Source organism: Actinoplanes sp. NPDC089786, assembly GCF_040684855.1.
Taxonomy (GTDB): Bacteria; Actinomycetota; Actinomycetes; order Mycobacteriales; family Micromonosporaceae; genus Actinoplanes.
The window spans coordinates 205,816-230,832 of record NZ_JBFBGU010000011.1 but is presented as its reverse complement, the minus strand read 5'-3'; the positions used below and the strand labels follow the sequence as shown (position 1 = coordinate 230,832).

At 68.4% G+C, this 25,017-nt stretch carries 21 protein-coding genes and 3 pseudogenes; 11 read left to right on the top strand and 13 right to left on the bottom strand.

What is annotated here, in order from left to right; all coding sequences use genetic code 11:
- Positions 1–190: 190 nt before the first annotated feature.
- Entirely contained in the window at positions 191–973 is a 783-nt protein-coding gene (locus tag AB0O15_RS28530) for a Crp/Fnr family transcriptional regulator (protein WP_364324188.1), read from the bottom strand.
- Positions 974–1,369: 396 nt separating this feature from the next.
- On the opposite strand from AB0O15_RS28530, the gene AB0O15_RS28525 reads away from it, so the two are divergent.
- The 5 genes from AB0O15_RS28525 to AB0O15_RS28505 all read left to right on the top strand — a co-directional run bounded on the left by AB0O15_RS28525 (position 1,370) and on the right by AB0O15_RS28505 (position 7,216).
- The gene (locus AB0O15_RS28525) at positions 1,370–1,546 is read left to right on the top strand and encodes a hypothetical protein (RefSeq protein ID WP_364324186.1); all 177 of its coding nucleotides are present in this window, start codon (positions 1,370–1,372) and stop codon (positions 1,544–1,546) included.
- Between the two features lie 253 nt (positions 1,547–1,799).
- Positions 1,800–2,546, top strand: coding sequence for a methyltransferase domain-containing protein (locus tag AB0O15_RS28520; RefSeq protein ID WP_364324184.1), 747 nt, complete (start codon positions 1,800–1,802; stop codon positions 2,544–2,546).
- A 629-nt stretch (positions 2,547–3,175) separates the two neighbouring features.
- A complete protein-coding gene (locus AB0O15_RS28515; protein WP_364324182.1) occupies positions 3,176–4,051 on the top strand; it encodes a hypothetical protein in 876 nt (291 codons plus the stop codon).
- A gap of 337 nt (positions 4,052–4,388) precedes the next feature.
- Positions 4,389–4,922, top strand: coding sequence for an alpha/beta hydrolase (locus tag AB0O15_RS28510; protein ID WP_364324240.1), 534 nt, complete (start codon positions 4,389–4,391; stop codon positions 4,920–4,922).
- A 203-nt stretch (positions 4,923–5,125) separates the two neighbouring features.
- Entirely contained in the window at positions 5,126–7,216 is a 2,091-nt protein-coding gene (locus AB0O15_RS28505) for a family 16 glycoside hydrolase (protein WP_364324180.1), read from the top strand.
- Positions 7,217–7,360: 144 nt separating this feature from the next.
- Here AB0O15_RS28505 and AB0O15_RS28500 read toward each other — a convergent pair whose 3' ends face one another.
- Complete coding sequence (locus AB0O15_RS28500) at positions 7,361–8,332, bottom strand: hypothetical protein (protein ID WP_364324178.1); 972 nt, start codon at positions 8,330–8,332, stop codon at positions 7,361–7,363.
- A 66-nt stretch (positions 8,333–8,398) separates the two neighbouring features.
- Positions 8,399–9,253, bottom strand: coding sequence for an NmrA family NAD(P)-binding protein (locus AB0O15_RS28495; RefSeq protein ID WP_364324177.1), 855 nt, complete (start codon positions 9,251–9,253; stop codon positions 8,399–8,401).
- 127 nt (positions 9,254–9,380) lie between these two features.
- On the opposite strand from AB0O15_RS28495, the gene AB0O15_RS28490 reads away from it, so the two are divergent.
- Complete coding sequence (locus AB0O15_RS28490) at positions 9,381–9,782, top strand: helix-turn-helix domain-containing protein (RefSeq protein WP_364324175.1); 402 nt, start codon at positions 9,381–9,383, stop codon at positions 9,780–9,782.
- Here the strand turns inward: AB0O15_RS28490 and AB0O15_RS28485 are convergent.
- Positions 9,739–10,161: a helix-turn-helix domain-containing protein gene (locus AB0O15_RS28485; protein ID WP_364324238.1), complete on the bottom strand. Its 423-nt coding sequence runs from the start codon at positions 10,159–10,161 to the stop codon at positions 9,739–9,741. The two genes, AB0O15_RS28490 and AB0O15_RS28485, sit on opposite strands and share 44 nt — an antisense overlap.
- On the opposite strand from AB0O15_RS28485, the gene AB0O15_RS28480 reads away from it, so the two are divergent.
- On the top strand, positions 10,057–10,530 hold the full coding sequence (locus AB0O15_RS28480; protein WP_364324242.1) for a hypothetical protein: 474 nt from the start codon (positions 10,057–10,059) through the stop codon (positions 10,528–10,530). The genes AB0O15_RS28485 and AB0O15_RS28480 overlap by 105 nt on opposite strands.
- 30 nt (positions 10,531–10,560) lie before the next feature.
- Here AB0O15_RS28480 and AB0O15_RS28475 read toward each other — a convergent pair whose 3' ends face one another.
- On the bottom strand, positions 10,561–11,022 hold the full coding sequence (locus tag AB0O15_RS28475; RefSeq protein ID WP_364324171.1) for a MarR family transcriptional regulator: 462 nt from the start codon (positions 11,020–11,022) through the stop codon (positions 10,561–10,563).
- A gap of 89 nt (positions 11,023–11,111) precedes the next feature.
- Between AB0O15_RS28475 and AB0O15_RS28470 the strand changes: the two genes are divergently transcribed.
- Positions 11,112–11,588, top strand: a complete 477-nt coding sequence (locus AB0O15_RS28470) for a cupin domain-containing protein (protein ID WP_364324169.1) — start codon at positions 11,112–11,114, stop codon at positions 11,586–11,588.
- A gap of 68 nt (positions 11,589–11,656) precedes the next feature.
- On the opposite strand, the gene AB0O15_RS28465 is transcribed toward AB0O15_RS28470, so the two are convergent.
- Positions 11,657–12,151: an SMI1/KNR4 family protein gene (locus AB0O15_RS28465; RefSeq protein ID WP_364324166.1), complete on the bottom strand. Its 495-nt coding sequence runs from the start codon at positions 12,149–12,151 to the stop codon at positions 11,657–11,659.
- The gene (locus AB0O15_RS28460) at positions 12,133–18,168 is read right to left on the bottom strand and encodes a polymorphic toxin-type HINT domain-containing protein (protein ID WP_364324163.1); all 6,036 of its coding nucleotides are present in this window, start codon (positions 18,166–18,168) and stop codon (positions 12,133–12,135) included. Before AB0O15_RS28460 ends, AB0O15_RS28465 begins: the two co-directional genes overlap by 19 nt.
- Positions 18,169–18,266: 98 nt before the next feature.
- Here AB0O15_RS28460 and AB0O15_RS28455 point away from each other — a divergent pair, with 98 nt between their 5' ends.
- Positions 18,267–18,509: a hypothetical protein gene (locus AB0O15_RS28455; protein WP_364324162.1), complete on the top strand. Its 243-nt coding sequence runs from the start codon at positions 18,267–18,269 to the stop codon at positions 18,507–18,509.
- Between the two features lie 432 nt (positions 18,510–18,941).
- Positions 18,942–19,460 (top strand): hypothetical protein, encoded by a 519-nt coding sequence (locus AB0O15_RS28450; protein ID WP_364324160.1) that lies wholly within the window; start codon positions 18,942–18,944, stop codon positions 19,458–19,460.
- Positions 19,461–19,517: 57 nt separating this feature from the next.
- Here AB0O15_RS28450 and AB0O15_RS28445 read toward each other — a convergent pair whose 3' ends face one another.
- The 5 genes and pseudogenes from AB0O15_RS28445 to AB0O15_RS28425 all read right to left on the bottom strand — a co-directional run.
- Entirely contained in the window at positions 19,518–19,754 is a 237-nt protein-coding gene (locus AB0O15_RS28445) for a hypothetical protein (RefSeq protein ID WP_364324158.1), read from the bottom strand.
- Positions 19,755–19,873: 119 nt separating this feature from the next.
- Positions 19,874–19,976: pseudogene (locus tag AB0O15_RS28440) on the bottom strand (integrase); the annotation flags it as partial.
- 88 nt (positions 19,977–20,064) lie between these two features.
- Complete coding sequence (locus tag AB0O15_RS28435; RefSeq protein WP_364324236.1) at positions 20,065–21,114, bottom strand: hypothetical protein; 1,050 nt, start codon at positions 21,112–21,114, stop codon at positions 20,065–20,067.
- A gap of 96 nt (positions 21,115–21,210) precedes the next feature.
- Positions 21,211–21,309 (bottom strand): annotated as a pseudogene (locus tag AB0O15_RS28430) (hypothetical protein); the annotation flags it as partial.
- A 241-nt stretch (positions 21,310–21,550) separates the two neighbouring features.
- A pseudogene (locus tag AB0O15_RS28425) lies at positions 21,551–23,509 on the bottom strand (hypothetical protein); the annotation flags it as partial.
- 418 nt (positions 23,510–23,927) lie between these two features.
- On the opposite strand from AB0O15_RS28425, the gene AB0O15_RS28420 reads away from it, so the two are divergent.
- The gene (locus tag AB0O15_RS28420) at positions 23,928–24,353 is read left to right on the top strand and encodes a peptidase inhibitor family I36 protein (protein ID WP_364324156.1); all 426 of its coding nucleotides are present in this window, start codon (positions 23,928–23,930) and stop codon (positions 24,351–24,353) included.
- 284 nt (positions 24,354–24,637) lie between these two features.
- On the opposite strand, the gene AB0O15_RS28415 is transcribed toward AB0O15_RS28420, so the two are convergent.
- Positions 24,638–24,784: a hypothetical protein gene (locus tag AB0O15_RS28415; RefSeq protein ID WP_364324154.1), complete on the bottom strand. Its 147-nt coding sequence runs from the start codon at positions 24,782–24,784 to the stop codon at positions 24,638–24,640.
- Between the last annotated feature and the right edge of the window lie 233 nt (positions 24,785–25,017).

Here is a 25,017-nt window from a genome sequence, read left to right as displayed (position 1 = left end):
TTCATCGAGCCGTGACGCACATCCCCGACGGCGAAGAGTCCTGGCATGCTGGTCTCGTACGCCAGCGGCTGACGGCCGAGCAGCCCGAACGAGTCGCGCGTTTGCGTCTCCGGTAGATCGGTGTCGGTAAGGATGAAGCCGCTTCGGTCAAGGAGGACGCCCTCGAGCCAAGACGTCGCGGGTACAGCGCCTATGAAGCAGAAGCACCGTAGACGGCAGTCGCCAGTCCGGCGGGTCCACCACCGACGACAACAACGTCGTAAACCTTCCCTGGTACGGAGCGGTACGCGAGCCCGAGCCCGTCCGCCAGTACGCTCGGGGTCGCGTTACGGAGGACCGCGGTCGGGGTGATCACGACCGGGAGGTCTGTGACGTCGAGCCCGAAAGACTTCAGGATCCGGAACCCGTCGTCGGTTTCGACGTCGAGCCAGGTGTGCGGCATGCTCAGGCGCGTGGCCCAGTTGCGGAGCCCCAGAGTGTCGCCCGAGAGTTCGCCGCCGATGATCTGGATGCTTTGCGCCGCTTCGCTCGTACGCAGGTACTCACGCCTCGCCATGAACGCTTTGAGGATGACGTCGGACAGTTCCGGCGCCTCGGACATGAGCTGCCGGAAGGCCGGACGTGGCATCCGTCGGATCACGCCGCCGGCCGGCATACGCGCTGAGAACATGGCGGCCTGCCCGGTCAGCATGTCCAGCTCGCCCAGGAACGAGCCCGGGCCGAAGATCGCTATGACCTGCTCCGGCAACCCGAACGCCGCGAACCGCACGACTTCCAATTCACCCGCCTCGACCAGGATGAAGTCAAAGTCGACGTGCCCGGCGTTGGCCAGCGACACGCCCGGCTCGACGACCGCCTCCGTGGAACGCGCACGGATGATGTCCAGCTGCGACGCGGTGAGGTCCGGATATCCGCCCGGGATTTCCGGCGTCGGCACGGCGGCGGTCTCGGCGTTCGCTCGCTCCACACTCACGGGGTTCTCTCTCGGTTGCTCATACCATTGCCTCTCCGCTTTCGGTCCCTTCAGGTTCCTGGCCGATGCTCGAAGCGAGGCAGTTGGGAAGGGCCGACGTCGAGAAAGAATGCGCCGCGCTGCCGAGGCTCACATTTAAGAGCGCCCAGCGACGGTGGCCGGCCGAAGCGCAGTCCAGAATGTAACTGTGCATCGAGGGCAAGGACGGCGCGCTATGACCGGCCTCATCCAGTTCGAGGAACATAAGGCCTACGACCTTATCCGACGTGTTGGCCACGCGACCAGGGAGCGCGGTAGTCGCGCTCGTCAGGTGAGCGACGACGACATCGGCTATGTCAGTGTCCCAGCGATCTCGCATTAGTCCGGTGATTCATGGTGATCATCAAGGTGCGACGTTTGTCGCAGTCTGGGCCCCGGTGCGCCGGCAGCGACACCCTCACCGGCCTCCAGGGGCCGCCGCCCGTGTTCAGCCGGGCCATCTGCTCGGTGGCGTTCATCGTCATCGCCGCCCTGATGATCGTCAGCTGGCGCCGCGTCCGGCCGGCCCGCCGGCTGCGACCGGCCATCGTGTGACCACCGGCCCCGCCGCGTGCCCCGCCCGGTGTGACCGCGACTTTCGTTACTGAGCCGAGACGGCTCCGGTTGCTCGGCCGTTCCGAACGGCGTCCATAAGGGCAGAATCCGGTAGTCGGTGACTGCTCTGTGGACAGAGCCGCCTTAAGCTCGCCCCGACGGCGGCGCACAGCCGTTCGGGCCACGAATCGCCGTCCGGCCGGTGCGCCCGGATTCGTCGATCCGCCGTTGGACACGCATGCGAGGAGCAGGAATGGCCGAGTACGACGCCTTCGCCGACCAATACGACAAGACGTTCGAGCTGGTGCCGCTTCGCACCTACGTCGAAGCCCACTCCATCTTGAAATTGCTCGGCGAGGTGACCGGCGAGGCGTGGCTGGATCTTGCTTGCGGAACCGGGGCGTACACCCGGGAGTTGCGTCGTCGTGGCGCCGGCCGGGCGCTCGGCATCGACCTGTCGCCGGAGATGATCCGCGTGGCTCAGCTCGCCGAAGAGGAACGTCTGACCGGTGCGGAGTACCAGGTCGCGGATGTCGGCGACCTGGGCGGGATCGGCCGTTTCGACGGCGCTCTCGGGGTTTACCTGCTGCACTACAGCACGTCGATGGAGCACCTCGAGGACATGTGCGTGAACATCAGCCGGAGCCTGCGCCCCGGCGGCCGGTTTGTCACGTACCAGCTCAACCCCGATCTCTCGCTGGTTCCCGACTATTACCTCAAGTACGGGGCGGACTTCCAGATCCCGGTCGACGGCCCGCTCGAGGACGGCCAGGCGTTCACCTTCCGGATCAGCGTGCCTGGCCTCCAAAGCCCCCACTTCACCGTCTACTACTGGAGCCGGACGGCGATCGAGCAGGCACTCACCGCCGCTGGTTTCAGCCGGATTCGCTGGGTCATGCCCGAACTTTCGCCGGAGGGCCACGACCACCCGGACCCGCAGTGGTGGCGAGACCATCTCGACCGACCGTTCGCCGTCCTCCTCGAGGCCGAGAAAGACTGAACCACGCAGCGATTACGGCCTCGTCGTCCGGTGGGCACAAGGCGCAGACCGGCCGGCGCAGCCACGGTGATCAGCGCGCTGGCGGCGAACACCCCGCCGTAGGCGAGCCGGGTCGCCGAGCCGAGTCCGATCAGCGGGCCGGCGGCGATGGCGCCCAGCCGGCGGGTGTTGGCGTGCAGGCCGGCGGCCACCCCGAGACGGTGGCGCTGTTGGTGGCCTACAACGCGATGAACACCACGACCACCGCGGCGACATGTCTTTTAGGGGACTTGCGTCTCTTAACCTGCATGCCTACTCTCGCTAAGAGACCATTGTCTCTTAGCGAGAGTAGGCGGATCCCTGGTTCAGCCTCGACCGGAGCCGGCCGGGCCATCCGGACGATTCATCCGCGTCCGACCGGCGCTCCACCGAGCGGCAGCTCGACGGCGGCTTCGACGCCACGGACGATCCCGACCACCGCAGTATCGGCGCCTCACCAATGCCAGTTCACGGTGGCCGAAGGTGAACGCGATGCGTCCGGCGAATCGGGATGCCGGCCGAGAGGGGCGCCCAGCAGCACGACGCCGCCATCCTCGGGCCGCACCGCATGCCGTCGCCTGGTAACCCCCCGTTGTAGAGGAGCTGTACCGATGATCGAGTGCTACCGGTTCGTCGAGGACAATCTGACCTCGGCGAACGGAACGATGTCCTGGCGTGTCGGCGAGTGGAACGCGGTGCGCGGCGCCATCGCGTGCTGTTCCCTCGGACTGCACGCGTCCGCGAGGCCCCGGGACTCTGTCCGGAACGTGTATGGACGGCGATGGTTCCTCGCGGAGGCTCGCGGCGACATCGACCACCAGGAGAACAAGTTCGCTGCGAGCGAGATGCGACTCGTCGAGGAGATCCCGGCCGTCGTCCTGCGGCGCTTCGCCGTCGGCTGCGCGCGAAGCAGCCTCGCCTACATCGGGAAACGTCGGCCGCTGGACCCTCGGGTCTTGCAGTGTGTCGAGGCCACCGAGGAGTTCCTCGACGGCTCGCTCAAGACGGACGACCTGCTCGAAGCCCGCCATGCCGCCGGGGCCGTGATCGCCTCCGAGGCGGCGCTCGGACCCGACGGCGGGCGTGCCGTCGCCGCCGCCATGGCCGCGTCCTGTGCCGCCGACGGGGATGCGGCGTCTTGGGCGTCCGCCGCGGCGGGGGCCGCCCACGCGGCCGCCGTCGCCGCGGACGCCATCGACGCGGCCGCAGCGCTCACGTCGGCCTACGCGGAGGTGCACAACGTCGCAAGAGGTTTCGCCACCGCAATGGTCGCGGAGCGGGCGGCCGCCGCCGCCCGGGTCGCTGCAGCGTCCGGGGCAGTCGCGCATGCCGCCGCCGTGGCCGCAGCGAGCGGGGTCTACGCACCGGACACCGCTTCCGATGCGTACTACGCGGCTTTCTCGGCGGCGGCCACCTACCCGGTCGACCGCCACTACCTGGCGCAGGACGCGGCCCTCGCCGAGCTGATCGCCGCGTCGCGGTTGTAGCAAACCCTTCTGGACGAGCAATGCGTCCGGCAGAACCTGTCTTGCGTGGGAATTCGGGACGCTTGTCCTGGCGGTGGAGCTGGAGCATGTCCTTATCGGAGGTCGTAGTGGCCTGACCCCACGCGTCAGGCTATGGCTGCGGGAGCAGTGTCAGGCTGCTCCGCTCGCCGGAGACTCTCGGTGGCGCGGGCGGGTGCGTGGGCCGCGTCCGCTGACGAGGTCCACGGGCCACGTTCAGTCGAGTTGGCGCGGTTGGTGGGACGGTAAGCATCTCCCGGATGCGCTCCCGCTACGTCGAGCGGCCCCCGGCAGCGGCTATCGTTCCGTTGTGGAGAACATGATCGTCGTGCCGGGCCTGGGTGGTTCCGGGCGTGATCACTGGCAGTCCTATTGGCTCCGGGACCGGCGTGGTGCCGTTCGGGTCGAGCAGCGGGACTGGGAGCGGCCGGACCGAGATGAGTGGGTCGGCACATTGCACGAGACAGTTCAGCGGGCCACAGGCCCGGTCGTGTTGGTCGCACACAGCCTCGGTTGTCACACCGTGGCCCACTGGGCTCACCAACACGACGCCCAGGTCCGTGCGGCGCTGTTGGTGGCGCCACCCGATATCGCCCACTCGGCCTCCCAGGGTGCGCCGATCGGCGGCTTCGGCCCGCCCACGGCAGACCCCCTGCCGTTCCCGGCAGTCCTAGCGGCCAGCAGCGACGACAGATGGGCACAGCTCGACTGGTCCTGCCAGCTGGCCAAACAGTGGGGTGCACGGTTCGTGGACCTCGGCAACGCCGGCCATGTCAACCCCGAGGCCGGCTTCGGCCCATGGCCCCAGGGGGAGGCGCTACTCCGAGACCTCCTCGCCCAGACTGCCGGCTGAGCTCACGCTTCGAGGCCAAGACCGGCCGCCAGCCGCGCACCCGGCCGATCGGCCAACCCGACCGCGGCACGGCCCTCAGGCTTGACACGTCCGAAACTGATTAGTAACGTCAAATTTCAATGATTTGAAACGATTCAGTTGGCGCAGCCTTCGTCTCCCGTGCCGCCGTGCCGCTCAGGAGGCGCGACCCGATGGGAGTCACTGTGACGCGACCATCAGAGCCCAATGCCGATCCCCCGCGACCGCCCCGCCGGGCCGTCCTGAAGTCGCTCGGCGCGGCCGGCGCCGCGGCCGCCGCCTCTCCCCTGCTGCCGGGGACGCCCGCCCGCGCCGCCGATGCCGGCGTCCTGTTGACGGTCGACTGGCAGGCCGCCGGCGTGGTCTCCGAGACGACACCCACGCTGCAGGTGGTGGTGAACCCTCTGGTCCGGCGCGGATCCCCGATCGTCGAGCGCGCCTATCAAGCGCTTCGCGACCTCACCACCAGGTACGTGCGCTTCGTACCGTGGTTCCCGTACCCCAGGCTCGGCGTGGCCGAGCTCGAGCCCCCGTCCGGCGGACGGACCAGCTGGGACTTCTCCCTGATCGACCCGCTCGTCGAAGACTTCGTGCAGGCGACCAGGGGCAAGCAGCCGATGCTGAACTTCAGCACGATTCCGCAATGGATGTGGCAGCCCACCCCGTGGACCATCCGCGACGGGGCACTGCACGTCGCCGGCGGCGACAACGCCCTCGCCGCGAGCGGAAAGGACTGGACCGACTACACCTTCGCCGTCGACGTCACGCCGCTGGCGACCGGACCACGGGAAACGCCGCCCTATGCGCAAGCGGGATGGCTCGTGCGCATGCGGGACCAGGACAACGGCTACGCCGTCCTGCTCTCCAACTTCCCGTACGCCACCCCCGCGGCGACCGGGTACATCGTCTTCGTGGTGCTCAGCGGCGGCCAGGCGGTCACCGTCCGGCCCACCCCGCTGCCCTTCGCGGTCGAAGGCGGGCGCACGTACCACGTGCGGACGACGGTGACCGGCGCGGACCTGACGGTCACTGTGGACGGCAAAGAGGTCCTCACGGTCCATGACGAGACGTACGCCTCGGGGACCGTCGGGTTCCGTGAGTTCGACACGGAATCAGCCATCTTCGACAACGTGGCCGTGACGACGGCCACCGGTGCCACCCTGCTCGCCGACGACTTCTCCGGCGACCTGTCGCGTTGGGCGCCCCCGGTCGCCTATCCGGACGATCCCAACCAGGCGGACTTCGGCTATTCGGCGGGCTCCCGGCTCGCCGTTCCGGTCGAGGTCGTCGCCGACTACTTCAAGCGCCTCGTCGCCTGGTACACCGCCGGTGGCTTCACCGACGAGTACGGCAAGTTTCACCGTTCCCATCACCACTACCCTTTGCCCTATTGGGAAGTGCTCAACGAGATCGACTTCGAACACGCGATCAGCCCGCAGCTCTACACCGCGCTGTACGACGCGATCGTCACCGGCATCCGCGAGGTGTCTCCGCACACCAAGTTCGTCGGGCTGTCGCTCGGCAACGCGTCGAATCTCGACTACTACCGGTATTTCCTCAATCCGGACAACCACCGGCCGGGCGTCCCGTTCGATCTCATCAGCTATCACTTCTACGCCCAGCCCAACCCGGCGGACACCGTGGATCAGATGGGTCCGGACGGTTTCTCGCAGGCCGAACGTTTCGTCGCGACCGTCGCACAGATCGAAGAGATCCGCCGGAGCATGGCGCCAACGGTGCGCACTACCGTCAACGAGGTCGGAACGATCCTGCCGCAGTCGTCCACCCAGCCCGATCCCGCGCCGATCCCGGACGCCTACTGGAACTTCTCCGCCGGCATCTACGCCTACGTGTTCGCCCGGCTCGCGCTGATGGGCATCGACATCGTCGGCGAGAGCCAGTTGGTGGGCCATCCGGGACAGTACCCGTCGGTCACGATGGTGGATTGGACGACTGGTGCCCCCAACGCCCGCTACCACGTGCTGCAACTGGTCCTGGCTGAGATCCGGCCCGGCTGCGAACTCATCGAGATCCCGGACCAGCCGCAAGCAGGCACGCTCTGGGCCCTCGCCGTCCGCGACCGGGGCCACCGCAAGGTGCTGATGATCAACAAGACGAACACCGCCGTGACCGTCCAGATCGACGGCCTGCGCCGGGCCCTCGTCCGGATCGTGGATCAGCGGTCCGCCGGCGGCGCCATCCGCGAGGAACGGGCCACCAGCGACACCTTCGTCCTCAGCGGCTACGCGGTCGCGGTCGCCAGGTTGCAAGGCTGACGACGAAACGCCCCGGTCCTCGACGAGCGTCTGCTCGGCGGGGACGTGGGTGGTCGTCGTCAGGGCTTCATCGGGCGAGCTCGACGGCCGGGGCGCTGTCCTCCTTCTCGGCTGGGGAGAACCGGACCTTCGGGGCCCCAAGCGTCAACCCAACGGGAGGCTTTCGACGGTGAAGAGCGGGCTGGTCTGGGGATCGCCGTACAGGTAGGTGTCCATCTGGGAGTTGGTCACCAGTAGTCGGTTCCCGCTGACGGCGACGCCGGTGGTGGTGTCGGCCCCGGGGTAGGTGCGGGTGGCGACGACGCCCGCCCGGGTGGCGTCGTCGGACAGCCGTACGGTGTCGACCTGGTTGTTCACGGCACGGGCGATGTAGAGGGTGTTTCCTTGCCGTGCGATCCCGTCGGCGCTGGGCAGGGCCGGTGCCGCGATCTTGCGGGTCTCGCCGGTGGCGAGGGTGAGCCGGTAGAGCGCGCCGCTGTAGTAGTAGCCGATGATCAGCGACTTGCCGTCGGGGGTGGCGACGATGCCGTTGCCGTTGGACTGGCCGGCCGCGTAGTCCGGGAGTCGGTAGGCGACGCGCAGAGTCCGGTGGGCGCCGTCGGCGGGGGCGTTCACCTCGGCGGCCGGGATCCGGTAGACGACGGCGCGGAAGGAGTCGGTGACGTAGACGTCCCCGGCGGGGGTGACGGTCGCGTCGTTGACGAGGGTCGGCTCGCCGGTGTCGGGGGCGGTGTAGGAGGCAACCAACCTCCCGGTGCTGGTGTATACGAAGAAGCGTCCGGTGAAGGCGCCGGCCACCAGGAGGCGGTTGCCGGCGATCTTGATCCCGGTGGCCTGGGTGCGGTTGTCCTGGCCGCCCGGCAGGAAGGGTTCGAGCGTTCTCGCCCCGGGGTGCCCGCGGTAAACAGTGCCGTCGGCGATGCTGGTGGTGTAGACGTAGTGGCGGTCGGCCGCGATGCTCTCTGCGAAGGCGCGGCTGCCGTCGACCGTGATCGCGTAGCCGGCCGCCTGATGGCGATGCGACGGCGCGGCGGTGGCGGGAAGTGTGATGGCCGCTAGGGTGGCGGACGTCGCGGTGAAAGTGACGAGGGCGTGCGCGATCGTACGGATGGACATCGTGAAGGCCTTTCCCCGGCGGCTTGACCGGGAGGGAAGATGATCTGGACGGTTCGGGAGGGCCGGTCAGTTCAGCGCTGCGGAGATCGCTTCGGCTTGGCGCACGGTCGGCCGCCCGATCAGGCGCCGCAGGTCGCCGGTGTCGGTGAACAACTCGCCGCGGCCCATGGCGAGGTCGGCGTCGACGAGGACGTGAGCCAGCTCGGCGGGTAGGCCGGCGTCGGTCAGTACTTGGGTGAACGCTTCGGCCGTCAGGTCGACGTGGGCGATCTGCGTCCCGGTGACGGCCGAGATCGTCGCGGCCAGTTCGGCCAGGGTGAACGCCTCGTCTCCACCCAGTTCGTACGCCCGGCCGGCATGGCCGTCGGTGGTCAGCACGACCGCGGCGGCGTCGGCGTAGTCGGCGCGGGTCGCGGCGCTGATCCTTCCCTGTCCGGTCGCCCCGGCCAGGGCTCCGCCGCGCAGCACCTGCGGGAGTTGTCCGGTGTAGTTCTCCAGGTACCAGCCGTTGCGCAGCATCACGCTGGGGACGCGGTCGCGCAGGTCCTGCTCGGTGGCGTAGTGGGTTACCCCGAGGACCGAGGTGGCCGTGTCCGCGTGCAGCATGCTCGTGTACGCGACCAGCGACGCGCCTGCCGCCACCGCGGCATCGATGGCGCGCCGGTGATTGGCGACGCGCTCGTCCACGTCCGTGGTCGATATCAGCAGGAGCTTCTCCACGCCCTCGAACGCCGCGGGGAGGCTGTCCGGCTCCGCGAAGTCGGCCCGGCGCACCACGACACCACGGTCGGCGAAGTCCTTGATCCTGCTGACGTCACGGCTGGTCGCGACGATGCCGGAGGCAGGCACTCCACGCGCCAGCAGCGCTTCGACAGCGTGCCGGCCCAGATGCGAGGAGGCCGCGGTAACAACGATCGACATGGGAATCCCGCTTTCTGCCGCGGACCTCCCGCGGCACGAAACCCATGATTACCTGGTCACTCTCTTTCGGTAAGTACTGACTTCGAGGTAAGGTGGCCACCCCGACGAAAGTATCGAGGTGAGCTCCGTGGCGACGGTCGAGGATGTGATCGAACCCATACCGACGTGGGACCCATACTCGCGGGGCTGCCCCTCACGTGACGTGCTCGACCAGATCGGCAGCAAGTGGGCGGTGCTCGTGATCGGCGAGCTCGGCCGGCACGGGGCGTGCCGGTTCACCGAACTGCGGCACCAGCTCGCGGGCGTGAGCGAGAAAATGCTCACCCAAACTCTGCGGACGCTCGAACGCGACGGACTGGTTCTGCGAACGGTGTACCCGGAGGCGCCGATCCGTGTGGAGTACGCGTTGACGCCGCTCGGGCAGACGCTGCGAGGTCCGCTGAAGGCCCTTACGGAGTGGTCGGTGCAGCACATCGAGGACGTCCTCACCGCCCGCAAGGAATACCAGGACCGCGCCGGCAAACACTGAATCCCGCGACAGTCATTTCAAAGCGCGCCCGGCGTGGCGAACACGCGACTGCGTACGGCTCGGAACGGCAACGGGTTCCCCGCCGGCGGGCAGAAGCCGTCGATCTGCGCACCGCAGGAGGGCCAGTAGCCAATCTCGGGCGGCGCCACCAACAGTGCCGCACGGACCTGGCCGACCGGCCCGCCACCACCAGGGTCTTACTCTCCGGACTGCGACGCCGGTGGATGTAGTCCGACGGGGTGCAGTCGTACTGTTTCCTGAAGGTTCGGACGAAATGGCTGCTGTCGGTGAAGTGCCAACGGGCGGCCGCCTCCGAGATCGTCGTCGAAGGAGTGGCGAGCAGCAAGCGGGTGGCCTCCTCCAGGCGGCGGCGCCGAATGTACGCGCTCAGCGGCTCAGCGGTGGTGGCGAACGAGCGCTGCAAAGTTCGTATTTTGAGACGTTGAGCGCGCGGCTGATGCAGGACGAGCCGGCGATGTTGCAGAGGATGGTTTTCGAGCAGTTGACGCCTCAGCCCGGCGGCTACGTTCTCGATGCGTGGGAGGGCGAAGACCTTCGTACGCTGGGCGTTCCGATGACCTACCTGCTGGCCGAACGGGACATCGCGCTGGCCGCCCCGGGTTCCGAGTTGGCGTCCCGGCTCGGCGTGGAGCCGGTGATGGTGCCCGGCACGCACGAGGCCCTGCTGACCCACCCGGATGAGCTGGCCGGAGCCCTCCTGAAGGCCACCGTGACGCCGGAAAACTGACCACGGTGGTTCCTTCGAACACAAGTCACATCAGTTGATCGTGTCAGTGATCCGCTTGCTGATGACGCGCAAGTGCCTCTGCTGGGCAGTCGTCAGAGGGCTGATCACATGCTTCCGGACAGCCTGGGCGTGTCCGGGCGCGGTGTCGGCCACCTTGTCCCGGCCCGCAACGGTGAGCGTCGCCAACGTGTATCGCCCATCCGATGGATCGGGGAAACGCCGGACCCAGCCGCACTTCTCCAGACGGGCGACACCCTGCGACAGCCGGGACAGGGAACCGTGGGCGGCGCCCGCGAGCTGACTCAAACGCATCGTGAGGTCGGGCGCCATCGACAGCTTGGACAGCACGAGGTACTCGAAGAAGTTGATGCCGGCGTCACGCTGCAGCTGCGCGTCGAGCGTGCCGGGGAGCCGCATGAGCAGAGTGGCCAGAGCGTGCCAGGCCAAGAGTTCGTTCTCGTCGAGCCATCCCGACTCGGACTCGTCTGCCATGTCGCCAACCTAACTCATGGGTTGATCGTTGTAGTCATCCGATCTAGCATGACTTCAACGTTAAAGCCAAACGGGTATGGGGTTCACGCATGAGTTCCACTTCGGAACGTCCGAGATTCCGCGCCTTCCGGCTGCGGGATTCGATTTTCACTACGGTCCTGACCTCCGGCGACGAGACCGGGGGAAGGCACGACGTCACGGACACCTACCAAACCGCCGGGAGCCGGACGCCACTGCACGTGCACACCCGATACGACGAGCGGTTCTGGGTCGTCGAGGGGACGCTGCACGTGTGGGCCGGCGACGACGTGCTGACTCTTCGATCCGGCGACTTCCTCGCCGTACCCATGGGAACGCCTCACGCCCTGATGACCGGGCCGACCGGCTGCCGCGCGCTGCAGGTCTCCTCTCCGGCCGGATTCGCCGAGCTCATCATGCGTTCCGGCATCCCCGAGAACGCCGGAACGGACTTCGAACCAGAACCGTTCGCCGACGTGTCCGCCGAACTTGGCGACATCGTCCTCGGGCCGCCGGGAACGATTCCCGCCGACCTCACCTCGAAATGAAATGTACCGTCCCGTACACCGGCGGCCGCAAGTGTGGGGCCGCCACCCTCGGCGGCCCCACACGCTGATCAGCGGGCCCGAACACCTCGTGTCGCCATGAATTCCAGGAAATCGCCGGACTCGAACTGGATCTCGCCCGTGTCGTGGAACCACATGCTCACGGCCTCGGCGCACACACCGTCGTGCACCGCGAAGCCCCACATGTCACCGCTGCCCACCGGCGCGACCTGCACGAAGCCCGCGACCGCGAACTCGCCCGTGTTCTCCGTCAGGACGTCACTCTCGCCGTCCTTCGGCGAACGGACCGGCAGCAGATCGACGAAGCCGAACATGCCACCGCCGTACGTCGTCAGCACCTGCTTGTACTTCTCGGGCAGCCGGGCACCGAGTTGCGTCTCCACGGCCTCGATGTCGGCGTCGTCGGCCCGCACCTCGTCAAGGATGCGGATCTCCGGCGGATACCCCTTGCTGGCGTGTTCGGCCAGCAAGGCGTCGACGAGACCTTGGAACTCGGCGAACTCCACGTTGGTGCCTTCCTTCTCGGCTAGTTGTCGTACCACCACTCGGCCGGATGCTGGCCCCAGCCCTCTTCCTGCGACCGGTACCACCAATGTAGTTGCGTGTCCTCGTCGCGCATCGCGCCGGTGACGCCCTGGTTGTTCGGGTTCGGATGCAACACATTGTGCTGACCCGGACCTCGGTGCACCTGCTGCGGCAGCTCGTGAATGCCGGAGCCGGGCATCTGGTCGGCGTGGTGCAGCTCGAGGTTGTTGCCGATGCTCTGCGGCCGCATGCCGTGCGCGCCCCGCCAGATGTCCGAGTCACTCCACTGGCCCGGTTGCCTGATCGGCGGCACGTTCGGTCCGTACCCGGTCGCCGGGTAGCAGGAGCACGGTGCGCCGGTCGGATCGTCGCCGCAGTTGTGCACCAGGACCGAGACGTCGCCGGCCAGCACGTAGTACGCATGGATGTCGTCGACGGTGAGGTCGTACGTCCGCTGCTTGCCCTCGTACACCTTGATCGCGCCGACCTGGACGTACGTCCCGGCCGCCGTCTTCAGCGTCTCGCCGGCCTTCAGCTCACCGGCCTCCACCCAGCGCCCTCGGGTCACCGACCAGAACGGGTGGTTCTCCGTCGTGGTGAGCTTCTCGCCCTCGATGGTGAGGTCGACGAAGTCCTTGTCGTCGTCGGTGCGGATGGTGTGGGTGACCTGCCGGGCACCGCTCTCACCGGTGGACGGGTCGGCCGCCGCGACGGTGTCGCCGGGCTCGAGCTGGCCGATCGCCTTGGCCGAACCGTCGGCCAGCAGCACCCGCGTCTCCGGGGTGAAGCTGTGCTTCTTCGGTATGGCCTTGCAGGACGGGCCGTCCTTCGGATCGTCGACGCCCTTCTTCGTCTTCGCCTTCGCCTTCTCCGCGAGGGCTTTCGCCTTGGCCTGCGCCTCGGCTGCGGCCTTCTTGGCCGCCGCCTCGGCCGCGGCCTTGACCTTCGCCGCCTTCTCGGCCGCCGCCTTGGCCGCGGCCGCCGCGGCGGCCTTCGCCGCCTCGGCCGCCTTCTCGGCGCCGGCGATGATCGCCCGGGCCCACTTGATCTCCTGGAAGAAGGTGATCACGGCCTTGCCGGCTCGGAAGATGGCCTCGGCGATCTTCTTGGCCTTGAAGATCTTGCCCCAGGGGAGCGCCCCGACGATCATCGAGACGCACGCCATCAGGTCGCCTTTGAGGCAGTTGATGATGTCGTTGATCCCGAGGAACTCCATCAGGATCTGGCCGCCGGCTTCCAGGATCACGTCCAGCATGCTCTTGGACTGGATCTGGTTGGCCTTGGCCATGTCCTCCGGCGACGGACCGGTCGGCACCACCGTGCCGTCGGCCGGTGCGCCCCCGGTGGTCGGTCCGGCGTCCGGCATCAGGCCGGTCGGGTCGGAGTACGCCAGCGGGTTGTTCGACCCGTACGTGTACGCCGACGTCGCACCCTGACCCATCGGCATCGGGTCCTGCGTCGCGAACCGGCCGGTGCCCGGGTTGTAGTTGCGGGCCCGCATGAAGTAGTTGCCGTCGCCGGTGCTGGGGTCCTGGTACGCACCGTGGAACTGCATCGGGTTCTCGATGCCGGGGCCCTCCCCCGGGATCCGCTGATCGGCCAGCGACGCGCCCACCCGCGGGTTGCCGAACGGGTCGTAGTCGTAGCCCTTCTCCACCACGCCGGTGGGCGAGAGCATGTTCGCGATGCCGCCGAGCCAGTCGTGCGTGTACGAGTGGGCGCCCGACGCCGGGTCGAGCAGGGCGAGGGGTTCGTCGTCCGGCCCGTACACGAAGCCGCGCTTCTCGGTCACGGCGCCGTCGGCGTTCTCGACAGTGTCGATCGCGATCTGCGGCAGCGTCCCCGCCATGTCCCACGACCAGCGCTGCGTCGAGCTCGCGCCGTCCGGCTCAGCCGTCCTCGAGGACAGCCGCAGCCCGTTCGCGCCGTACTCGAAGCTCGTGGTCCGGCCGTTGACCTTGGCCGTGGCCACGCTGTTGTCGAGGTTGTAGGTGAACCGGTCGCCGCCGGCCTTGGTCTGGTTGCCCCGCTCGTCGTAGTCGTAGGTGGTCAACCGGCTGTGACCCACACCGAGCAGCGTCTCGGACTGCAGCTGGTCGGCGTCGTCGTACCGATAGGTGGTGAGGTCGCTGCCGGCCGTGCCCGAACGCCTCTGGCTCGTGCGGTTGCCAACCTCGTCGTAGGTGTAGTCGATGCGCCCGGCCGGCTTCGGCTTGCCGGCGCACGACTCCACCGCGTAGCAGGCGGAGGTGACCCGGTCGGCCTCGTCGTAGCCGTACGCGACCGACTCGGCCGTGCCGCCCCGGCTGGTGATCACCCGCGTCGGGTTGCCCTCGGGGTCGAGGGTGAGGTCGTACCGGGACACCGGGTCCTGCACACCCGGCACCGGGTCGCCGACGCGCTCGGTGCCGATCGCGGTGAGCCGCCCGGCGTCGTCGAAGGACCGGTTCTCCACCAGCCCGGCCGCCGCGGGCAGCGTGGTGCTGATCCGGCGGCCGGCCACGTCGTAGCCGAAGCTCCAGCTCGCGCCGGGCGCGTTCTGCGTGGTGAGCCGGCTGTCCGCGTCGTAGCCGAAGGTCACCTTGGTGCCGTCCGGGTACTGCCTCGACTCGATGTTGCCGCGCTGGTCGTACTCGTACGTGAACTTCTCGTCGGCCCGGCCCGCCTCCTTGCGGGTGACCTCCTTGACCTGGTCCTCCTCGTCGTACACGACGTTCCGGACGCCGGTCGGGTCGCCGTAGGAGGTGGTGCGGTCCTTGCCGTCGTAGCCCCAGTTGTAGACCGGGCCCTTCGAGCCCAGCTTGCGCTCGGTGCGGCGGCCCACGATGTCGTAGGTGTCCACGGTCGTGCGCTCGGCCCGCTCGGAATCCCGCAGCAGCCAGGGGAACTCGAGCCGGTCCAGCGACAGCGACTGGGTCTGGTTGCCCTCGGCGTCGAAGGTCGAGTACGTGCTGCGGCCCAGCGGGTCGGTCCTCTTGATCAGGCGGCCGGCCTCGTCATAGTCCATCCGGGTCCGGTGCCCGCGCGGGTCGGTGATCGAGGCCACCATGCCGTCGTCGGCGTACTCGTAGACGGTCGAGTCGTTCAGCCCGGCGTCCGGTGTGGTGACGGTGCTGGTCTGATCGTCCTCGTTGTACGTGACCCGCGTGACGTGCTTGTTGGCGTCGGTGGTGGCGATCAGCCGGTTCGCGTCGTCGTAGCGGTACTGCGTCGTGTTGCCGAGCGGGTCGATCGCTTTGACCTGGTTGCCCGCGGCGTCGTACTCGAATCGGGTGGTGTATTTCGCCTTGTCCGCGCCGTCGACGTTGCCGCGCGGCTCGGTGGTGGCGACGAGCATGCCGTCGTCGTCGTATTCCCAGGTCGTGATGCCGCCGACCGCCGAGATCGACTTGACCTTGTTGCCGGCCGCGTCGTACTCGGTCTTGGTCTTGCCGCCCTTCGGATCGGTGGTCTCGGTCTGCCGGCCGTTCTTGTCGTAGCCCATCGTCGTCTTGCGGCCCAGGCTGTCGGTGGCCCCGGTGACCTCGCCGCCGTTTGCCCGGTCGAAGCTGGACGACTTGCCGAACGCGTCCTTCGTCTGCACGGTCCGGTCAAGGTCATCGACGGCGATGTCCTTGGTGACAACCTGACCATTCGGGTACGGGCGACGGATCTGAATCGGGTTGTCGTTGGCGTCGTACACATAGGTCGTGGTGAAGTCGGCCTTGTTGGCGCCGGGGACGTTGCCGCGTGGCGACGTGACCGTCTCCGCCAGACCCTTCGGGTTGTACGTCCAGCTGGTCACCAGATCCGGCTCGTGCCGCATGTCGACCGCGGAGGTGGCCCGGCGACCGGCGGCCGTGTAGGTGAACTTCGTGGTGACCCGCTCGCCGACCGTCGACATGAGCTGCCCGGTCGGGAAGTACGTGTTGATCGTGGTGACGCCGGCCGGCGTGGTCGTGCGCACGAGGCGGCCGACCGCGTCGAACTCCGACCGCGAGGGATTGCGCTTCTCCGGCGACAGCGTGGCCACGGTGCGGTCCTGCTCGTCGTAGAAGAACTTGGTGCTGTTGCCGCGCGGGTCGATGGCGACGCTGCGGCGACCGGCCTTGTCATAGAGGCTCTGGGTACGCCGGCCGCCGGCGCTGGTCACCTTCTCCACCAGGCCGGAGTTCCGCTCGCCGGGCGGGATGGTCTCGTACTTGCTGACCTTGCCACGCTGGTCGGTCACGGTCGTCTGAAGACCGCGATCGTCGTACGCGTACTGGATCGAATGGTTCTCCGGGTCGGTGCTCTTGACCAACTCGTCGAACTCGTTGTACTCGTCCTTCCACGTCTGGCCGTTGGCGTCGACGTGGGTGGCCGGGTTGTTCCGCGCGTCGTAGGTGGTCTTCTCGCTGAACCGGCGCCCCGGCGCGAACTGCTCGATCGGGTTGCCGGCCGCGTCGTACTGCGTCTCGTGCTGGTTCTGGTTGCCGTTGACCACCAGGTTGCGGTTCAGCTTGCCGTCGTAGCGATGATTGTTGACGTCGCCGTTGCCGCGCTGGGTGTAGAGCAGAACGTTGCCCTTGTAGCCGTCCCAGACCGTGACGTTGTCGGCGTCGGTGGTCTTGGCCTCCTGCTTCTCGGCGTTCCACACGAAGGTGGTGGCCGCGCCCAGCGCGTCGAGCTGGCGCACGACCCGCCCGTCCGGCCCGTACTCGTTGGTCGGGGCGGTCACACGGTGCGGGTCGATCACCTGGGTGAGCCGGCCGGCGGCGTCGTACCTGTACTGCCAGAACTCGCCGCGGGCGTCACGCACCTTGGTGAGCAGGCCGCCGGTGTACCAGAAGAACACCGTGCGCAGATCCTCGAGCGTGATCGACTCGATCAGCCCGTCGTCGAGCCGCACGAATGCCTTGTGGCCGGAGGCGTCGGTGACCGTGATCGTGCTGGTGCCGTAGGCGAGGCGCAGGCCCTGCTGACGCGGGTTCAGGATCGACGTGAGCCGGCCCTGGGCGTCGAAGGCGTACACGATGTTGTTGCGGGTGACCAGCTCCCAACCATCACCCGCGCGGCGCAGCGTCGACCGGACGCCCGGCGGGCGGACGTAGGCGTCGCCGTCGAGCGCGAAGAGAACGTCCGAGCCGTCCTCCGCCCGCACCACCGCGCCGCCCTCGGAAGCGGTGACCTTCATGTCGTAGATCCAGGCCCAGCCGGGCCCGAAGGCCGACGGGCCGGAGTTGGCCGACGAGTACGCGCGGCCCGACGCGAACGACACGGCGAACGACGTCAGTGACAGGTCCTGCTCGACGCGGGTGAACGCGCCGGTGCCGGTGTTCACGCCGATCGCGCGGATCGCCTGGCTCGCGTCGGTCATGCCCAGCGCGCCGCTGCAGTTGCAGCCGGCCGCCTGCCGGGCCGGCACGGCGGGAGGGTCCACTGTGGTCCGCGGAGCAGACTCCTCGGACGCGGCCGAGGTGACCTCACCGTCGGCGTAGAGCGCCGTGATCGTGACGAAGTAACGCTTGCCCGCCTCGAGCTCCCAGCCCTCGGCGGTGCCGAGTGACTTGCAGAACTTGCGCGGCTGCAGGCACTTGCTGGTCTCGAGCGCGTCCTTGCCGAGGACGACCGAATCCTGGCGGGTGCCGGTGGTCACGTCGAACAGGTCGATGCGCCAGTTGTCGAAGGACTCGTCGGCCAGGTTGAACAGGACGACGAGCGAGGTGTCGCCGATCACGTAACCGGGGCGCAGCAACAGATCGGTGAACGCCTCGCCAGGCGCCGCGCTGCGGGCCTTGGCGAGCGAGCGGGCGCTGACCTTCTCGGGTTCACCGCCGGCCCGCACGACCGGCGGGACGACGGGTGGCCGGGCGTTCTCGGTGACGGCATCGGCCGAGGCGGCGTTGGGTGGCAGGCCACGCTGTTGCGGGGCCTGGCCCGCGGTGGCCTTGGGTGTGTCGCCGGGATCAGCTCGGGCCGGCCGGGCAGCCGGCGGAGCGATCGTCAGAGCGAGCAGAAACGCGCAGAAAACCGCCAGTAGGCGGGCGCGCGAGGATAGTTGGGACGCCAAAGGCATGGCCGCTTACCTCCCCCGTGGTTTGAGCCGGGGGTAGAACATCACGTCCATCAATGCCGTTGTTTGGAACTGTCCAAGATTTGTCATGCGCAGAAGGTTTGACCACTCGGGTCTCGCGGTGGGCCGGCCCGGCTGCCCATCGCGTCCTGGCCGGGGTAAGCATGCTCGCCGTCCTCCTGGTCGTTCTGGGCTCTGTCGCGTCGCTCATCGACATCATCAACGCGCCGGCCGGAGCGCTCCGGTGGGCGGCCGCCACGGTCCTCGTGACGATTGGGCTGTGCCGGCTCATCACCGTCCTGCGCAGCCGGCCCCAGAGCGCACGACGGTTCTCGGATACCTGAGCGCGGCCATGCTGATCGCCGGGGCGGCCCTGGCCGGTTGGAACGCCGCCGCGGCGGCGCCCGCCACGCAGCTCTGCGGCTGTCCCGGCGACGAGGACTCCGCACGCGTGCCCGTCGTAGCCGACCTTCCCGGTCCCAGCGCTTACCCTGGACCACTTCGGCAATGCGATGAGCCCTTCGACCACCCGCTGCGGCCCGCTCATCGACGGCAGCGTCTCTCGACAGCAGCGAACGGCTAGTTCAGTGAATACACCGAGCGCGACTTTCAGCCCCGCCCACACCGACTCGAGGCACAGCGCTTCAAATTATTGCTGTGTTGTCCGGAGTTTGTTTGTCTCACGGCCCCGTGGAGGGCCCAGACAACTCTCGCCCCGCTAGACAGAGGTCTTGACAACCAGGACTGGCGCACGTCGCCAGCGGGAAGGAGTGTTCATGAAGGCACTCAGAAGATTCGGCACACTCGGCGTCGCGATGATCGTCGCGGTCGCCAGTCTCATGCTGGGCGCCGCGCCGGCGTCTGCCGCTGGAGACACGCGCTACGAGAACATGGGAAATCCGGGCTGGTGCCTGGACGGTGACGGGAGTTTCGCCTACCTCCACGCGTGCAACGCTGGAAACGTTTTCCAGGTGTGGAACGTCGGGGACGCAGGCTGGATGGAACTGAAGCATAAGCAGTCCAACACATGCCTCAAGGCCCTGTCGAACAATCTTGTCGGACTGAGTAGCTGCGGCGAGTTGGGAACTAGCTGGCATGCGTCGGGCAAGAACGGCTGGGTGAAGTTCGTAAGTGCCGCTTGGGGCTTCGGCAAGTGCCTCCGGCCGTACGGAACCGAGCAGGGGGGACAGCCGACGTACGACCTCGCCGTGTTGGTCTGCAACCCAGACCGCCCCAATGACGACCCATACGCCACCGACAACGTCCCGAATATCGTCGCCTGGCGCTTCCACTAGCTCGAGCCCTTGCCGCTCGGAAGACCAGAATTGGAGCCCTCCAGGCGCGCAGTACCGTCAGCGGGTCTGAGCTGCGGAGATGCAGTTCGGGCCCGCCGTGCTGCCCGTCACTGCGATCCCGACCCGGATGTCCGGAGCGGCTCGGTCTTCCTGCTGATCTTCGACCTCGCGGTGGCCCTGGACGCCGGCCTCGGCGTCGATGACCTGCCGAGCGTCGATCAGTGACTCGGTGACCGCCGCAAGGCAGTTGGCGTCCAAGGCTTCGTGGTAGTTGACGCGGTAGGGCGCGGGCAAGTTGCAGTTCCCCGAGATCAGCGTCCATGCCCGGCCGGGTCCGGGCTGGGCCGGGTCCTGGCGAGGTGTCGGGCGAGGGCGTAGCCCGGGGACTGGTCGAGGCGGGCACCGCCGTGGTGGTAACGGCGGGTGGTGCGCGGGTCGGCGTGTCCGAGGCCGTCCTGAATGTCCCTTAAGGCGGGTGCCGGCGTCGCGGGCCAGGGTGGCGCGGGTGTGTCGGACCTTCCCTGTAAGCAATCGCAGTCGTTACTCGGTAGCTTGCTGCCTGGTTGAGTCACGCGGTGCTGGCTTGCATGTGATCGCTGCGGGCCTATTCGGGTTCGCGTAGGTATTTCGTGCGCTCTTCCGGGGTGAAGTCTCGGGTAGTGCGCTGTCTTGCCAGCGCGATTACCTTATCGATCGAGTCGCATACCTCGCAGGGCGTAAAGCGGATTGTCGCTCCATACAGGGTGATGAGTCGCCGTCCATCGGCACTGAAGGCGACTTGCCGGGCGCCGGTGGGCTGGTCGAAGGTCAGGGCCTCGCCGCTGCCGTCGGTCTTCCATAGGCGCACGACGTCGTCGGTGCCGACGCCGGCGATCAGCTTGCCGTCCGGGCTGAAGCTCATTGACGCGATCTGCCCGACAGAACCGGTGAGCACGACCGGGTCCTCATCGCTGGCGACGGCCCAGACCCGGATCGCCCCATCGTCGCTCGCGACGGCCAGCCACCGTCCGTCCGAGCTGAGCTGGACGCGATCGGGGCGTCCGCTTTGGCCCTTCAACCTCCTTATCACCCGGCCGGCGGCCGGGTCCCACAGCACCACGCCGTCCGGGTTCTGGATCAGTGCCACCAGGCTGGCGTCATGGTTGATCGTGAGGGGTGGAGCATGGTCGAGCGGGATGGCAACCTCTCGGCCGCCGGCCCGCCATACTCGGACCTCGCCGTCGCCGCACTCGACGGCGAGCAGGCGACCATCGTGACTCAAGGTGACCTTGTTGCCGATCACCGGATCCGGCCAGCGGCGACACTCGAGAACCTCCGGTTTGTCACCTGTCGCCGTCCGCCACCAGTAGATCTTTTCGTTGTCGACGGTCGAAGCCGCGACACCGCCTCCCCCAGCGCTGAGGGCGAGGAACAACGGGCCCGACGGGACTTTGTACAGTGTCGCGTTCTGCGGCGCCCGGGTGGGAGAGACGGAAATCGTGCCGGGCTTGTTGGCGGGCATCACCGCGGCGAAGCTGCCGTCATCGCTGATCGCCGCCGGGCGGTTTGATACGGGAAGCGTGATGGTGGTGGGGGCGGCGGTCGTGTCCCACACGCGCACGGTGGCGTCGTCGCTGCCGGAGACGATACGGCGGCCGTCCGGGCTGAACGCCACACCGCGCACCGCACCCCGGTGTCCACGCAGCGCCAAGCCGCGTGTGCTGTCGGAGACGTCCCAGATCCGGACGGTCCGCTCGTCGGCGCCCGCGGCGATACGGCGGCCGTCCGGGCTGAACGCCACGCTGATGTAGTGGTGCTCCGGGCCGCGATAGATCTGCGGTCCGGAGCGCCCGTCGGTGGACCACGCCATGACCTTCTCGTCGCCGCTCACGGCGACTCTCCGGCCATCGGGGCTGACCGCCACGGACTCGGGAGAGGTCATCTTCGGTTGCCGGATCACGACGGGCGGAGCCGAGGAAACCGATGTTCCAGATCCGAATGGTGCTGTCGCCCGTGACGAGGGCCAGCCGCCCGCCCCCGCCGAAGGCGAGGCCGCTTGCGGTTCCAGGATGGCGCAGTGACCTTCGTGACCCGTCTCGGGTGTTCCAGACGTGGACATGCGAGTCAGCGCCGATCCCGGCGACCCAGCGGCCGTCCGGGCTGTACGCCACGGTTCCCATGATGGTGGGTAACCGCGGACCCAGTGGTCGTGCCGGGTCCGCGCCCTCCGGTCGCCACAGCATGATCTGGCTGCTCCAGTTTTTCTGATCTGAGTGCGAGATGGCCAGTCGTCCGCCCGGGCCGAAAGCGACGAAGTAGCCGGGCACGGGCGCGGTGACCGGCGGTGTCCGGCCCTGCAGATCCCATACCTTGACCACGCCATCCGAGTCCGCGCTGGCGACTCGCGACCCGCTGACGGCGACCGACTGCACTACCCCGTCGTGCCCTTCCATCGTGAACGTCGTACGCGCGTCGGCGGTGGCCTGGCGCAGCATCGACTCGGTCTGGTCGTCTGGATGAAGACGGTACGCCCGCGCCGCGAGCAGCAGCGCGAGCTCGGGATCGGTCATCCGCTCGGCCCGAGCGCCCGCCACCAGTTCCCGCGCCACGGCACGGTCCCGTTCGGCCTCGGCCCGGTCCCGTTCGTTCGTGGCGCGGTGCGCTGACACGACCGCTCCGGTCGCGAGCACGCAGACGACGGCAAGGCCCGCGACGAGCCCGGCGAACGCTCGGCGCGTGCGACGCTGACGCTTCCGCGTCTCACGGTCGCGTAACGCGCGGCCAGCCTCCAGAAACTCCCATTCCGTACCGCTCAGGTCGATAACGTTCGCGTCCACCGCCTCCACAGCACTCGACAGCCGCAGCCCTCGATACAGCGCGCCCTCATCGCGTCCCAGCGACTTCCAGGCGGCGGCTGCCTCGGTGAGCTGACGGTGCAGGCGCAGCCCGGCGCGGCTCTCCTCCACCCAACCCTGGAGACGTGGCCAGGCCCGGATCAGCGCCTCGTGCGCGATCTCCACCGTGTCACGGTCGGTGCTGAGCAGCCGGGCGGTCGTGAATGCCGCGACGACGGCCGGGCCCTGCTCAACTGTGTCCAGCTCGGGGCGGCTCAGCCGCCGGCGGGTGATCAACCCGTCCGGGCCGACGTCGACCATGCGCAGCAGCACCGACCGGGCGACGACCTGTTCCTGCTCGGACAGCTGCTCGAAGGTCTGTTCCGCGGTGTGCGCGACCGCGCCGGCGACTCCGCCGGCTGCCTGGTAGCCGGCCAGGGTGACCATCGCACCTTGGCGACGGCGCCAGGCCTCGCGCAGTGCGTGCGCCGCAAGGGGCAGCGCACCCGGCGAGTCACTGACCTCCGCAACGATCGTGGCCGCCAGAGCACCCTCGACCCGGGCGCCACGGGTCGCGGCCGGCCGGGTCACCGCCTCGCGCAACTCGGCAGGACTCATCCCGCCGATCAACACTTGGGCGTCGGTCAGCGCGGCCAGCAGCTCGGGGTGTTCGGTGAACTGGGCATAGTGATCGGCGCGTACGGCCAGCACCACCCGCGCCCGGCTATCCGGCTGCTGGCACATCGCCAGCAACGCCGCGATGAAGTCGGCCCGTTCGGCCGGGTCGGCGCGGGACGCGAAGACTTCCTCGAACTGGTCCACCACCACCAGAAGATCACCATTCTCCGGTGTGTCGGGCAGGCCCTGCCGGACCATCAGGTCCGCCCGAACCGGGTCCTCACGCAGCTCGTCCAGCAGCCCACCTGCCGACACACCGGCATGCCGGGCCAGATGCACCGCCAGCTCCGCCATCGGATGCGCGCCCGGCGTCAACACGATCACCGGCCCGCCTGCGGCGGGGACCAGCCCCGCTCGCACCAGCGACGACTTACCCGCCCCTGAAGGGCCGAACACCGTCAGGAAACGCCGCTGCCGCAGGCGGCGCACCAGCTCGTCCACCAGTACGGCGCGGCCGAAGAAAAACTCGGCGTCCTGCGTCTTGAACGACGCCAAACCCGGGTACGGCGACCGCCCCTGCCCGTTCGCCTCCGCGTCCGGATCGGCGGCCGACGCCATGCTGAGCCGCTCCGCCTCCCTCCAACGCCACTCCCACTCCCCAAGATCACCACCACAGGCGGCAACATAGGCGAGGGTCACCTCCAGCGTCGGCAGCCGCCGGCCCGAGGCCGCCGCGGACAGGGTCGCCACCGAGTAGTTCACGCGCACGGCCATCTGCCGGTAGCCCGGCTTGCCGGCCTTCTCGCGCAGCTGCCGCAGCCCGCCGGCCAATTGCGCGACCGGGCCGTCCAGCCCGTCCAACGGCCGTTCAGGCCTCGGCATCCCCCGAACCTCCCCCTCACCACCCTCGCTCCCATCGTCCATTATCTATGCCGTTGCTCAGAGTTGTTTGTCTGACCGGCCCGAGCAGGATCCAGACAACCCGCACGCTGCTAAACAGAGGTCCGACGACGCCGAACGTCCAAGGAGGTCGAGAATGATCAGGAAATCCCGGATGCTCGCCGCCGCCACCGCACTGGTGGCGGCTGTTCTGGTGCCGGCGTCACCGGCCTCGGCCGAACCGAGCTGCGACACGGGCTACCACTGCGGCTGGGACATCGGGTTCAGCACCGGCAAGGTCGCGTTCTTCAACAGCGACCCCGACTTTCGCAACGACAGGTTCAGCACCGGGCAGATCGTCGACAACAACATCAAGTCCGCGAAGAACCGCACCAGCTCGAACTACGTGAGCGTCTACTACTACGGCGTCAACTACACCGAGGACATCGTCTTCTGCGTGAACCCGGGCCAGGACGTCCAGAACCTGCCCGACGACGGGATTCCCGGCAACGACATCGGCGAGGCCAACGAGGCCAGCTCGCTGCGGCTCATCGCCGGTGGACCGTTCTCCACCTGCTACTGAAAGGAACGCGAGCATGAGAAGGCTCGTGCGGATCCTGATCGCGGCGATGACCGTGTCGCTCCTGCTGGCCGCGGCGCCCCCGCGCCGGGCGACCAGCGGACAACCGGGGCGACCGAGCTCCGCAGGCCGTCGGGCGCCACCGCGCTCGAGGCAGCCGCCACGAACGATTCCACCGGGCAGCCGGCGGCGCCCGCAGCGACGAGGACCCGCACCCGCAAGACCGCACCACGGCCGGCGACACCGGCGCCAGGTCGGGCCCGCGCTCGAACCGCCACCCCAGCGGCTCAGGACGAAACCACGGCGCCTCGCCGAACGGCGAGAACCGCCACCACGACATCGACACGCACCGCCAAGCAGACCCCGGCGAAGTCCACCAGAAAGGCCGCAGCGGCGACAACCACACCGGCGCCGGTGAAGAAGCGGACCGCCACCCGCGCCAGGGCCTCAGAAAAGGGCGAGACACCGCGAAGCGAACCCGAGCTGCGGCTACGCCACCGGCCACGAGCGGCCGCGTGTACCGGTGTACGCCCGACGACCTCGCCGAGATTGTCGGCCGGGTCGAGACCGTGGCGGGCGTGGCCGCGCACTATCAGGTGCCTCGTCACCCGCCCAGGGCTGGGTCAGCCGGCTCCGAGCCACGGCGTAGCAGGAAGCAGCTGAAAGA

Bases quoted from the DNA above. Each gene is read 5' to 3' on its own strand.
- AB0O15_RS28520 (WP_364324184.1), top strand. From the start codon at position 1,800: ATGGCCGAGTACGACGCCTTCGCCGACCAATACGACAAGACGTTCGAG.
- AB0O15_RS28515 (WP_364324182.1), top strand. From the start codon at position 3,176: ATGATCGAGTGCTACCGGTTCGTCGAGGACAATCTGACCTCGGCGAAC.
- AB0O15_RS28510 (WP_364324240.1), top strand. From the start codon at position 4,389: ATGATCGTCGTGCCGGGCCTGGGTGGTTCCGGGCGTGATCACTGGCAG.
- AB0O15_RS28500 (WP_364324178.1), bottom strand. From the start codon at position 8,332: ATGTCCATCCGTACGATCGCGCACGCCCTCGTCACTTTCACCGCGACG.
- AB0O15_RS28495 (WP_364324177.1), bottom strand. From the start codon at position 9,253: ATGTCGATCGTTGTTACCGCGGCCTCCTCGCATCTGGGCCGGCACGCT.
- AB0O15_RS28480 (WP_364324242.1), top strand. From the start codon at position 10,057: ATGGCTGCTGTCGGTGAAGTGCCAACGGGCGGCCGCCTCCGAGATCGT.
- AB0O15_RS28475 (WP_364324171.1), bottom strand. From the start codon at position 11,022: ATGGCAGACGAGTCCGAGTCGGGATGGCTCGACGAGAACGAACTCTTG.
- AB0O15_RS28470 (WP_364324169.1), top strand. From the start codon at position 11,112: ATGAGTTCCACTTCGGAACGTCCGAGATTCCGCGCCTTCCGGCTGCGG.
- AB0O15_RS28460 (WP_364324163.1), bottom strand. From the start codon at position 18,168: ATGCCTTTGGCGTCCCAACTATCCTCGCGCGCCCGCCTACTGGCGGTT.
- AB0O15_RS28450 (WP_364324160.1), top strand. From the start codon at position 18,942: ATGAAGGCACTCAGAAGATTCGGCACACTCGGCGTCGCGATGATCGTC.
- AB0O15_RS28420 (WP_364324156.1), top strand. From the start codon at position 23,928: ATGATCAGGAAATCCCGGATGCTCGCCGCCGCCACCGCACTGGTGGCG.